An 11,352-nucleotide genomic window follows, 5' to 3' on the forward strand; every position below is an offset into this window, starting at 1 on the left:
GTCCCGCGGCAGACGCTGGAGGCTAGGCCCAAAGGAGGCGCTCCCGGGCGACACCCGACAGCCTCGGCGCACGCGGAGATGAGCCGACGATCGGCTCCCGGCATCCGCAGGACCCGGCGTTGCGACCGGGCAGACGAAAGGAAGACAGCCATGATTCCCCTCATCCTGATCGCCGCGGCCGTGCTGGGGGCCTGCCTGGTGTTCGGTTACAGCTCGTTCGTCGTCGGCTTCGTCCTGATGGCCGCCGGTGTCCTCGGCCTCATCATGTTCATGGCGACGCCCGGCGCGGTCCGGCGGCCCGGTGAGCGGGAGGTGGTCCTGGAGGAGCGGCACTACATCGGCGACCACGAGGACCACCGCCACTACCGCTGACGATCGGCACCCGCATCCGAAGGGAGGGGCCGCCATGAGCACGGAAGCCGTACGCCCCGTGCACCCCGCCCGGGTGACCGCGGTCCGCGACGCACAACTGTCCCGCAGGCTGTGGCTGGTGAAGTGGCTGCTCGCCCTGCCCCACTACCTGGTCCTGGGCTTCCTCCTGGGCGGCGTCAGCGTGTCCTGGGGCGCGTGCGGGCTCATCGGCCTGCTGACGCTGTTCGCCGGGGTCGCCCTGGCGGCCACCGGACGCTGCCCGCGCGGGGTCTTCGACCTGGTGACCGGGCTCAACCGCTGGGTGCTGAGGGTGGCCGCCCACGCGGCCCTCCACACCGACGCCCACCCGCCGTTCCGGCTCGACCAGGGCGGCACGGAACCGGAGGCGCGGCCATGACCACGGCGCTCGTCGCCACGTTCCTCTTCCTGCACGGCCTCGTCCATCTGCAGGTGTGGCTCGCGCGGACGGGCGGCGACGAACCCTTCGACCCCGGGCGCTCCTGGGTACTCGCGGCGGCGGGCCTACCGCAGGCCCGCTTCATGAGGGTGACGGCTGTCGGCCTCGCGTCGGTCACGGCCACCCTGTATGTCATCGCCGGGTCGGCCACGGCGGCACAGAGCGGCGGCCTGGCGACCGCCGCAGTCCTCGCGGCAGCCGTCGAGCTGGTGCTCAAGGCCCACTGGTTCAACCCCTGGTTGTCGCTCGGCGTACTGCTCGACGTCGGCGTCATCACCGCCGTACTGACGAACTGGCCGGCATCACTGTACTGAGCCATCGGGGAACAAGGGGACACCCAGGGAGGAAGCGATGTCGGAACTCATCGCCGGAAACAGGATCGTTGTGGGCGTCGACGGCTCCGAGGCGTCGACGGCCGCTCTGCGCTGGGCCACCGAACAGGCCCCCGCGCTGCGCGCGGAGGTCGTCGCCGTACACGCCTGGGAACCGGCCGGGCCCGGACTCGCCCCCTACGCACCCGTCTCCGCGCACCCGCCGGTCGCGGAGCAGCGCGACCGGGCCGCGGAACTCCTCGCCTCGACGGTGCGAGAGGTCTTCGGCCCACGAGTCGACCGTGCCTGCCGCGCCGTCCTGGTGGAGGGGCCGCCCGCGCGGGTGCTGCTCCAGCAGGCGCACGGCGCCCTGCTCCTGGCCGTGGGGCGCGATGTCCACGGCCGGGATGGGCTGCCCCCGATGGGAGCGGTCGGCCGCGCGTGCCTGCGGCACGCGACGGTCCCCATGGTCGCGGTGCCCGCCACCGCTGTCCCGCCCGCGTCGCCGCTCCGGGCCGTCGGGATGTCTGCTCCTCTGCGGAGCGGCGCCGCGTAGAAGGAAAGAGAGGAGGAAAAGGGGGACGCGCGATCGTGGAACGACCGCCGTATGCTCCGCCGTACGGCGTCGCCGTCTGCCCCGGGCGTACCCGTTCGGGCCCGACTGCCGTGTTCCATGCGGCGGCCTGGCTCAGCCTCGTCCGTCCGAGCCGAGTCCCCCGCCGTCGTCGGCGTCGTCGGACGAGCGCAGTACCTCGGCGGTCTCGACAACACGGCGGAGATCCGCCACGAAGCGGGCGGCGGGCGCGCCGTCGGTCACGTTGTGGTCGAAGGTGACGGTGAGGTCCAACACCTCGCGGACCCCGACGCGCCCGTCGACGACGCGGGGCTGCTCGGTCAGCCCGCCGACGACGACTTGTAGGGGGAACAGGGAGGGAGAGGCGATCCCGAACCCCCCGCCGGCGCCGAACATGCCGACCGCCGTGACGGCGACGGTCCCGGTGGTCTGCCGCAACCGTACGGACCTGGCCAGCAACGCGTACATCGCCGGCAGCAGGCCGGGCAGTCGGGTCAGGATGCTGCCGTATCGGTCGAGGATCCGCCCCGGGCCGGTTACCGTGGGGTCGGCCTTGACGGCCCGCAGCTCTGCCGTGAGGTCGGGGACGTCGCGTACGTCGGCGTCGCGCAGGACGTGCGGCAGGGCGAAGGGGCCCTGCGCGGTGTCCACCTCCACCATCGTCCCCACGTCGACGTGATGATGTCGGACGAGGCGGCCACGCCAGTCCCGATAGGCGTGGACGTGCGGATGTGCCGCCGCGACCCTGGCGACGGAGGCCGCCACGAACGCGGTGAGTGACACCGGCCGGTGCGACGCGGCGAGCAGCTCCCGCGCTGTCGTCACGTCGAGTTCGACGAGACAGTGCATGGCCGCCATGCGTCGCCCGGCCCGCTGGGCGGCGACCACCAGCCTTCTCTCGGCCGGGAAGGAGCCGACGTCGATGCGGCGTGGTCGGTCCCCGGTACCTGTCGATGTCATACGGCCATGCTTTCCTCAGCAACGGATGGATGTACCGTCACCGGACGTGGCGTGATCCGTCGTGTCCGAACGGAACGGCACCGGTGGCTGCACCCTGCGCACACGCCGCCTCAGCAGGCGGACCGCCCACGCGTCGAACACCGCGGTGAGGACGCAGGTCACTCCCATGGCCACCACCAGCAGCACGGCGAACCGCTCCCAGAACTCCGGTGTGAGACTCGTACCCATGGCCCTCACTCCCCTCAAGGTGGATTTGTTTCCCTGATGCTCAGTCAACTCCGGTACCGGTCACGGCGCATGAGCCGACCGGCCCCGGCCTCGGGGCCGGTCGGGGCAGGACCGCCCGCGCCCCGCACACATACCGAGGGCCGGGTGGAAACGCCACGTCACCGGACCGGTAGGCGCTCCCGAAGCGCACTGAACGCGGTCGTCACGATCCGCTCCCGGAGGCCGCGGCGCGGCAGCTGTGGCAGGTAGCCGATGTCGTCGTCACGCGCCCGGCCGCCGACAGCGCAATCCGTGAGCACGCTGCCGCGCACCGGGGCCGAACGACCCCTTCCCCAGGACCGGACGACCCGTGGCGCCCCGCCCGGTGCGCGCCCACGATGGGACCAGTGGCCCCCACGGCATTGTGGAGGGGAACGATGGCAGACAGCGCGAGAACGGCGGCCCTGGACGGGAACGGACCCCGCGTCCGTCCGCCTCGTGCCGCGCACCACGCGGAACCGGGGCGTCGTCGACGGCGACCCGGTCCGTGCGTCTCCCGCGCCACCCATGTGCCGGACCTCGGTTTCGAACGCACCTGACCCGCCAAAGGAGGACGCCATGTTCGGCCGCCCGCGCGTCGTGAGCGATGTGATGACGCATACCGTCGTCGCCGTCGGCCGCGATGCCCAGTTCAAGGAGATCGTGGAGCTCATGGGGCAGTGGAAGGTCAGCGCCCTGCCCGTGCTGGAGGGCGAGGGCCGGGTGATCGGCGTCGTCTCCGAGGCCGATCTGCTGCCGAAGGAGGAGTTCCGCGACAGCGACCCCGACCGGTTCACCCAGATGCGTCGCCTGGACGACCTGGCCAAGGCCGGTGGGCTGACGGCGGGGGAGCTGATGAATGCACCGGCCGTCACCGTCCACGCCGACGCCACCATCGCCGAGGCCGCACGCATCATGGCCCTGCGCAAGGTCAAGCGGCTGCCCGTCGTCAACGAAGTGGGCATGCTCGAAGGCGTCGTCAGCCGAGCGGACCTGCTGAAGGTCTTCCTGCGGACCGACGACGACATCGCCGAGGAGGTCCGCCACGAAGTCGTCACACGCCTGTTCCCAACCCCGGTCGAGCCCGTCCGGGTGCGGGTCTCCGAGGGCGTCGTCACGCTCACCGGACGGATCAGGGACACCTCACTGGTGCCGGTGGCCGCCCGCCTCGTGCGCGCCGTCGAAGGCGTGGTCGACGTCGAGTGCGACCTCACCGCCGGAGCACCTCGGAGTGACCCGAGGTGACGTACCCCGCCGCCCCGTGCCGCGACCCGGTGCTCGCCGGGCGTCTGCCGGACGCGTGGCGCGGCACGGCGGCCGGCCCTGGCGGACCTGGGATGCGCACCGCCGACATCGTCGGCGGCGGACGGGAGGCTCGTCCGCCGCCGACGGGCTCGCTCCGAGGGGCAGAACGCGGCCCGCGCCGGAGAGGTCGTCGGGGAGTGTCCGATCGGCCGGGTACCGCGTCTGCCGGCGGTCGGACGTACGGGTGCGCGGCCGGTACGGCACCCGGCCGCGCACCGTGGTGCGGCTGTTCAGCCGTGCCGCACCGGGATGGTCCTGGCACCCGTCTCCTCCTCCGGGACCGGGACCGTGACTGTCAGGACGCCGTCCTTGTACTCCGCGGTCGCCTCGTCACCCCTCGCTCCGGCGGGCAGCCGGACGGAGCGGGCGAAGGTGCCGTAGCGAAATTCCGTACGGTGCTTCTCCGTGGTCTCCTCACCGCGCTCGGCCCGCAGGGTCAGAACGCTTTCCTCCACGGTGATCTCGACGTCCTTCGCGGGGTCGATGCCCGGAAGTTCGGCGCGCAGCACATACGTTCCGTCCGCCAGATGCTCTTCGACACGGATGCCGTGCAGCCCGGGAACCATGTGCGCGCCGGGGAACCCGGACTCGGCCCAGCCGAACAGGTCGGGCAACGCCGGCCAGCCGTGCAACCGCTCGATCACGCCGTTCATGTTCTCCCTCCTCTGCTTCCTTCCTCACTTCCTCACTCCAGCGTGGCGCGCCCGACCGGGACACGCGTGGGCCGACCGGGTCCCGTACGGGGCCGGTCGGCCTCTGTCAGCCGGTCAGCCTCTTCCGCCACTGCGGACCGACCTGCTTCCACTCCGTCTCCCACTCCCCCATGCGCCGACGTTCCAGATGCCGGCGGACCAGCCACCCGCACAGCAGCGCTCCGGCTCCGACGCCGGTCCCGGCCAGCACACCAGCGAACGCCGACTCCAGCATCGCCTCGGTGCCCGTGGCGGGCTCGGAGACCAGCTTGCCCGTTCCGTCCGTCCACACGGTGGCCGTGGTGCCCGCCTTGCCGCCCGGCTCGACCCGCGCCCGGCCCGTGTGGGTGGCACCGTCGGCGGACGTCCAGCTCACCTTCGCCCACACCAGGTCACCGCCGGTTCCGGACGTCGTCACACCCGGGGTCTTCGGCGCGTCCTCGGTGAGCACGGCCGACACGGTGTGCGCCTCCGCACTCCGTGAGGCGATGCTGTCCTCTGCCGACCTCAGCGCCCACTGGCCGGCGGCAGAGCCGCCCAGGAGGGCGAGAGTCCAGATGCCGAGGACGATCCACGCCTCCACGGAGTCGCTGTGGCGCCGCAGTGGATTGCGCCGCCATCGCCAGAGCCACACCCTCGTCGCCTTCGTACGCCGCGTCCGCGCCATCGGTGGACACCCCCTCACCAGTACCGCTGTCGATGCCTGACACCTGTCGCAAGAAAAGTCCCACCTCCCCTGGGCCCCGGGCAGAGGCCGACCAGGCACGCCTTCCGGGACGTTCGGGCCCGGTTCCGGATGCCGCGACGGGCCGTTCGGTCCCACGCGAGCACAGGAGCACAGGAGCACAGGAGCACGCAGGGAAAACCGGTCGGGGCCGGGAGCCCGGTTCATGACGGCTCGCGCCCTCGGGAGGGCTGTGGGCCGTCCTCACCGTCCGGGAGATCCGGGTCGAGATCCGTCGAGGCCCGGATGACGGCGTGGGCCCATGAGCGCGCAGTCCACGTCCACCACGCCCTCCACGGCACGTACCAGGCGTACGGCGACGGGCACGAGAGCGGTGTCCCCGATGTGGCCGGTGAGCGTGACGATTCCGTCCCGCACCCCCACCCGCACCGGTTCGACCGGATCGGGGAACAGGAAGGCCACGACCTCGCGGCGGATCTCCTCGGCGATGTCATCGTCCCCCCGCAGGAACACCTTGAGCAGGTCGGAGCGGCTGACGATGCCTTCCAGCACGCCCTGGTCATCCACGACCGGCAGTCGCTTGACCCTGCGCCGGGCCATGATGCGCGCGGCCTGTGCCAAGGTCGCGTCCGCCTGGACGGTCACGGCCGGAGCGGTCATCAACTGCTCGGCCGTCACCGCGCCGGCCTTGGTGAGATCGGACAGGCGCCGCAGCTGTGTGATGGGGCTCCCCCCGGTCGAGCGAAGCCGAGACCGGGGGAGGTCCGGGTCTCCGTCGCGGAACGCCTCCTTCGGCAACAGGTCGGCCTCGGAGACGACACCGGCGACCCGGTTCCCGCCGTCCAGTACGGGAAGGGCGCTGACCCTCCGCCGCTGCATGGCCCTCACGATGTCCTTGAACGTCGCTCCACGTTGCAGGGCGACAACCGTGCGGGTCATGACATCACTCACGAGGTGGGGCGTGCCGTGCATGGCATTCTCCAGGTGTGCTCAGGTACGGGCCGCCGGGCGGGGTGAGGCGGCATACCGCGTTCACCGAGCTCCCGGCGCCGCCGCGGGCGTACGGGCCGAGTCGGCGTGTGCGGGACCGTGCGCAGGCGGTGGGCCCCTGACCCCGTCGACCCGGAGCTCGATCACGCTCTCCGTCTTGAGAACGGCCCGGCACATCCGTCGTACGCTGCGGCATCGAACTCGTGAGCACACGGGCGGCCGTCGTCCACTCCTCCGCGCATCACGCCACACCTTCAGCCTGCGGGCCACGGACCCGCCCAGGGCAGGGTCCGAGTGACCCAGTCCTGGGCCCGGTGGGCTCTCGTCCGACGCGTGTTCCGCCCATTCCCTTCGGGCCCCGGCGCAGAAGGCGACGCTCCCGCGCCGTTCGCGCGGGAGCCTCGCTGCCTCGCCGTGCTGTTCAGGCGACGAACTCACCGACCGCTGCCTTGAGTTCGGACAGTCCCTTCTTCGCGTCGGAGAAGAACATGCCGGTCCTGGGATTGGTGTACAGCTCGTTGTCGATGCCCGCGTAGCCGTGGCCCATCGAGCGCTTGATGACCACGACGCTCCTGGCCTTGTCGACGTCGAGGATCGGCATTCCGGAGATCGCGTTGCCGGGACGGCGGGCGATCGGGTTGGTGACGTCGTTGGCGCCGATGACGAGGGCCACGTCGGCCTGCGGGAACTCCGGGTTGACGTCCTCCATCTCCTTGAGCTGTGTGTACGGCACGTTGGCCTCCGCGAGGAGGACGTTCATGTGGCCCGGCATGCGGCCCGCGACCGGGTGGATCGCGTAGGTGACGTCGACGCCGTGGTCCGTCAACAGCTTGGCCAGGGCGCCGAGTTCGTGCTGGGCCTGGGCGGCGGCGAGGCCGTAGCCGGGGACGACGACGACCTTGCTCGCGTACGCCAGCTGGATCGCCACGTCGTCCGCGGAGACCGCACGCACATGGGCCGGCGCACCGCCCGGGCCGGCCGCCGCCCGGGCGCTGTCGCCGGTGCCGAAGCCGCCGACGACGATGTTGGCGATGGAACGGTTCATGGCGTCGGCCATCAGCTTGGTGAGGATGCCGCCCGAGGCGCTGACGAGCATGCCCGCGACGATGAGCGCGGTCTCGTCGAGCACGAAGCCCGCCATCGCGACCGCCGACCCCGTGAAGGCGTTCAGCAGCGAGATGACCACCGGCATGTCGGCTCCGCCGATCGGCAGGACCATCGTCACGCCGAAGAGCAGCGCCACGGCCACGAGCCCGTACAGCGGTGCGCGCGAGTCCGGCGCGAGTACCAGCCAGACCGTGCCGGCGACGAAGGACGCCGGCAGCAGGACGTTGAGCAGGCGTGCTCCGGGGAACACCACCGGCGCGCCGGGCACGACGCCCTGCAGCTTGCCCGCGGCGACCAGCGATCCGGAGAAGGTGACCGCGCCGATGACGACGGACAGCGCTCCCGGCAGGGAGACCCGCGCGCCCAGGGCGGCCGGAGCGTCGGCCTGGAGCAGGTCAGCGACCGCGATGAGCGCGGCCGCGCCACCGCCGACGGCGTTGAAGAGGCTGACCAGTTGCGGCATGGCCGTCATCCGGACCTCGCGTGCGGCCCACAGGCCGAGGGCCGCGCCGACCAGCCCGCCCGTGATCAGCACGAGCCATCCGGTCCGGCTGATCACGTTCTCGTCCGCCACCAGCCACACGGTGGCGGCGACGGCGACGGCCATGGCCCCGGCGGAGAGGGTGTTGCCGCGGCGGGCCGTGCGGGGGTGGTTCATCAGGTGCAGTCCCAGGACGAAGCAGGCTGCGGCTGCCAGGAAGATGTAGTGGACGGCGTCGGAGACCGTGTCCATGGCGCTCACACCTCCGTCTTCTCGCGTGTGTCGGTGACGGGCTTCTCGGTGGCCGGCCTGGCCTTGAACATCTCCAGCATCCGGTCCGTGACGACGTATCCGCCGACGACGTTCATCGCGCCGAACACCATGGCCACGAAGGCGAGGCCGTAGCCGAGCCAGGTGTGTGCCTCGGCCGCGATGAGCATCGCGCCGATGACGACGATGCCGTGGACCGAGTTGGAGCCGGACATCAGCGGTGTGTGCAGTGTGGCCGGGACCTTGCTGATGACCTCGATGCCGACCAGGACGCTCAGCACGAAGACGGTGATCGCGGTGAGGAGATCGAGGTTGTTCATGAGGATCCTCCTCGGGTGAGGGCGGCCGTGATCTCGTCGGCCGGGTCGAGGACCAGTTCGCCGTCGCGCACGAGATGGCGCAGCAGCGCGACGAGGTTGCGGGCGTAGGCGGTGGAAGCGGCCGTGGCCATGGCGGACGGCAGCCGGCCGGCGCCGATGACGGTGACGCCGCCCGCCAGGACGGTGGTCTTGTCGGGCTCGGAGCCCTCGACGTTCCCGCCGAGTTCGCTCGCGGCGAGATCGACGACCACCGAGCCGGCCTTCATCCGCTCGACCGCGGTGGTGGTCACCAGGAGCGGCGGTCTGCGGCCCGGTACCTGTGCCGTGGTGATCACCACGTCGGAGCGGGCGATGTGCCCGTCGAGCGCCTCGCGCTGGGCCCGCTGTTCCTGTTCGGTCAACTCACGTGCGTAGCCGTCCCGTCCGGCGCCCGATTCCTCTTCGGGCGGGCTCTGGACGTCGAGGAACCGGGCACCGAGCGATTCCACCTCCTCTCTCGACTCGGGGCGTACGTCGTACGCCGAGACGACGGCGCCGAGACGACGGGCCGTGGCGATCGCCTGCAGCCCGGCCACTCCGGCGCCGAGGACGAGGACCTGCGCCGGGCGCATGGTGCCCGCCGCGGTGGTCAGCATCGGGAAGAACCGGTCGTACGAGTCCGCCGCGACCAACGCCGCCTTGTAACCGGCGACACTGGCCTGGGAGGTCAGCGCGTCCATGGACTGGGCGCGGCTGAGGGTACGGGGCAGCAGATCGAGGCTCACCGTGCGCACACCGCGTCCGGTCAGCTCCTCGACCGGCACGGGGTTTCGCAGCGGTTCGAGCAGACCGATCAGGGTCTGCCCCGCGCGTAGCGCGGACGCGCTCTCCGCGTCCGGCGGGCCCACGCACAGTACGGCGTCCGCGCGTTCGTACAGTTCGTCCGGGGGTACGACGTTCGCGCCCGCCGCCGTGTAGTCGGCGTCGGTGAACCAGGCGCCGGATCCGGCTCCGGTCTCTACGAGGACGTCGAGTCCGGCCCGGCGCAGGAGGGTGACGGCCTCGGGGACGAGGGCGACACGGCGTTCGCCGGGTGCCCGCTCCCGTACGGCTCCTACAGTGACGGTTCCCATGGTCTGCTGCCTCTCCCGGTGGCCCGGTGGGTGCCGGGCCACAGAACTCTCAGAACTCGAAGACGAGCCGCGCTTCGGCCCGTCCGCCGAGGACCTCGTCGAAGGAGTCGTTGACCTGCTCCAGGCGCCGTGGTTCGGCGATGACCTGGGTGCGTCCCGCGGCGTGCAGGGCGAACACCTCGGTCAGGTCCTGGCGGGTGCCGACGATGGAGCCGATGACGGAGATCCCGCCGAGCACGGTCTCGAAGATCGGCACGTTGATCGCGGCGTTGTCGGCGGGCAGGCCGACCATGACCAGGCGCCCGCCCCGGTTGAGGGACCGGTAGGCCTGCTCGAACGCCTTCGCGCTCGCGGCCAGGACGACGGCCACGTCCGCGCCGCCGGCCGCCTTGATCTCCGCGACCGGGTCGTGCGTACGGGCGTTGACGAGCTGGTCGGCGCCGAGCCGGTGGGCCAGGCCCAGCTTGTCCGGTTCCAGGTCGACGGCGGTGACGAACCCGCCGACGAGCCGTGCGTACTGGACGGCGAGGTGGCCGAGGCCACCGACGCCGAAGACGGCGACCCGTTCGGCCGGGACCACACGGGCGACCTTGATCGCCTTGTATGTGGTGACGCCCGCGCAGGTCAGCGGCGCCGCGTCGAACGACGACACACCGTCGGGCACCTGGACGACCGCGCCCGCGTCGACGACGGCGTACTCGGCGAAGCAACCGTCCACGGAGTAGCCGCTGTTGACCTGGCTCTCGCAGAGGGTCGCCCAGCCGGTGACGCAGTAGCGGCAGGTGCCGCAGGACGAGCCGAGCCACGGGATGGCGACCCGCTTGCCGATCAGTTCGACGCTGACGCCCTCGCCGACGGCCTGGACGGGTCCTACGCCCTCGTGGCCGGGGATGAACGGCGGTTGCGGCTTGACCGGCCAGTCGCCGTGGGCCGCGTGGATGTCGGTGTGGCAGAGGCCGGAGGCCTCCATGCGGACGAGCATCTGGCCGGGACCGGGCTCGGGGACGGGAAGTTCCTGGATCTCCAGGGGCTTCCCGAAGTCGGTGACGACTGCTGCCTTCATGGTCTGCTCCTCAACTGGGCTCTGTGCCGGATGCCGGCTCTCGGCCGGTTCCTCGATCCGTGTGACGAAACGCAGCCCGTCCCCTGCCGCGAGGGAGAAGCCGCCCGGGGTTCCCTCCTCGACGTCCAGGACGAGGCGTGGGCGGCCGAGGGCCTCGTACAGATCGGCGTCTATGTGGAAGGTGCCGCCGTCCAGGACGCCGAGCAGCATGTCGCCCTCGCCGAGGAGGAATTCGCCGCCGGGGAAGCACATCGGGTCGCTGCCGTCGCAGCAGCCGCCGGACTGGACGAACATCACCGGCCGGCCATGGGCGGCGCGCAGGGTCTGTATGGCCCGGTGCGCCGCCCGGGTGGCGGTGACGCGCCCGGCGTTGCCGTTCTCAAGCGTCGCGGGCATGTCGGTGCACC

At 71.6% G+C, this 11,352-nt stretch carries 14 protein-coding genes and 1 pseudogene; 5 read left to right on the forward strand and 10 right to left on the reverse strand.

All coding sequences use genetic code 11. The features are described 5' to 3' along the window. Positions 1-150: 150 nt before the first annotated feature. From OG272_RS05595 to OG272_RS05610, 4 genes are read left to right on the forward strand one after another with little or no spacing between them, the layout of a single operon-like run. Positions 151-372, forward strand: coding sequence for a hypothetical protein (locus OG272_RS05595; RefSeq protein WP_327730969.1), 222 nt, complete (start codon positions 151-153; stop codon positions 370-372). Between the two features lie 34 nt (positions 373-406). After that, positions 407-769 carry a DUF4389 domain-containing protein gene (locus OG272_RS05600; protein WP_327730968.1) on the forward strand — a complete coding sequence of 121 codons (363 nt, stop codon included), beginning with the start codon at positions 407-409 and terminating at the stop codon, positions 767-769. Then, on the forward strand, positions 766-1,143 hold the full coding sequence (locus OG272_RS05605; RefSeq protein ID WP_405892722.1) for a hypothetical protein: 378 nt from the start codon (positions 766-768) through the stop codon (positions 1,141-1,143). Before OG272_RS05600 ends, OG272_RS05605 begins: the two co-directional genes overlap by 4 nt. A gap of 37 nt (positions 1,144-1,180) precedes the next feature. Then, positions 1,181-1,696 (forward strand): universal stress protein, encoded by a 516-nt coding sequence (locus OG272_RS05610; RefSeq protein WP_327730966.1) that lies wholly within the window; start codon positions 1,181-1,183, stop codon positions 1,694-1,696. Between the two features lie 132 nt (positions 1,697-1,828). Here the strand turns inward: OG272_RS05610 and OG272_RS05615 are convergent, their stop codons facing one another. Then, complete coding sequence (locus OG272_RS05615; protein WP_405892724.1) at positions 1,829-2,674, reverse strand: 2-oxo acid dehydrogenase subunit E2; 846 nt, start codon at positions 2,672-2,674, stop codon at positions 1,829-1,831. A gap of 15 nt (positions 2,675-2,689) precedes the next feature. Beyond that, positions 2,690-2,902 carry a hypothetical protein gene (locus OG272_RS05620; RefSeq protein WP_327730964.1) on the reverse strand — a complete coding sequence of 71 codons (213 nt, stop codon included), beginning with the start codon at positions 2,900-2,902 and terminating at the stop codon, positions 2,690-2,692. 597 nt (positions 2,903-3,499) lie between these two features. Between OG272_RS05620 and OG272_RS05625 the strand changes: the two genes are divergently transcribed. Further along, positions 3,500-4,165 (forward strand): CBS domain-containing protein, encoded by a 666-nt coding sequence (locus tag OG272_RS05625; protein ID WP_405892726.1) that lies wholly within the window; start codon positions 3,500-3,502, stop codon positions 4,163-4,165. 290 nt (positions 4,166-4,455) lie between these two features. Here the strand turns inward: OG272_RS05625 and OG272_RS05630 are convergent, their stop codons facing one another. From OG272_RS05630 to OG272_RS05665, 8 genes and pseudogenes are all read right to left on the reverse strand, one after another. Beyond that, positions 4,456-4,878: an Hsp20/alpha crystallin family protein gene (locus OG272_RS05630; protein WP_327730962.1), complete on the reverse strand. Its 423-nt coding sequence runs from the start codon at positions 4,876-4,878 to the stop codon at positions 4,456-4,458. Positions 4,879-4,984: 106 nt separating this feature from the next. After that, positions 4,985-5,584 (reverse strand): hypothetical protein, encoded by a 600-nt coding sequence (locus tag OG272_RS05635; RefSeq protein WP_405892728.1) that lies wholly within the window; start codon positions 5,582-5,584, stop codon positions 4,985-4,987. Between the two features lie 261 nt (positions 5,585-5,845). Next, a complete protein-coding gene (locus tag OG272_RS05640; RefSeq protein WP_405892730.1) occupies positions 5,846-6,574 on the reverse strand; it encodes a CBS domain-containing protein in 729 nt (242 codons plus the stop codon). Positions 6,575-7,013: 439 nt separating this feature from the next. Further along, on the reverse strand, positions 7,014-8,432 hold the full coding sequence (locus OG272_RS05645; protein WP_405892732.1) for an NAD(P)(+) transhydrogenase (Re/Si-specific) subunit beta: 1,419 nt from the start codon (positions 8,430-8,432) through the stop codon (positions 7,014-7,016). Positions 8,433-8,437: 5 nt separating this feature from the next. Next, positions 8,438-8,770 (reverse strand): NAD(P) transhydrogenase subunit alpha, encoded by a 333-nt coding sequence (locus OG272_RS05650; protein ID WP_327341442.1) that lies wholly within the window; start codon positions 8,768-8,770, stop codon positions 8,438-8,440. Continuing rightward, entirely contained in the window at positions 8,767-9,882 is a 1,116-nt protein-coding gene (locus tag OG272_RS05655) for an NAD(P) transhydrogenase subunit alpha (RefSeq protein WP_327730958.1), read from the reverse strand. Before OG272_RS05655 ends, OG272_RS05650 begins: the two co-directional genes overlap by 4 nt. A 49-nt stretch (positions 9,883-9,931) precedes the next feature. After that, positions 9,932-10,945: a zinc-dependent alcohol dehydrogenase gene (locus tag OG272_RS05660; RefSeq protein WP_327732332.1), complete on the reverse strand. Its 1,014-nt coding sequence runs from the start codon at positions 10,943-10,945 to the stop codon at positions 9,932-9,934. 66 nt (positions 10,946-11,011) lie between these two features. Then, positions 11,012-11,341: pseudogene (locus OG272_RS05665) on the reverse strand (DUF779 domain-containing protein); the annotation flags it as partial. Between the last annotated feature and the right edge of the window lie 11 nt (positions 11,342-11,352).

Origin of the sequence: Streptomyces sp. NBC_00104 (genome assembly GCF_045160825.1) — a bacterium.
Lineage (GTDB): Bacteria > Actinomycetota > Actinomycetes > Streptomycetales > Streptomycetaceae > Streptomyces.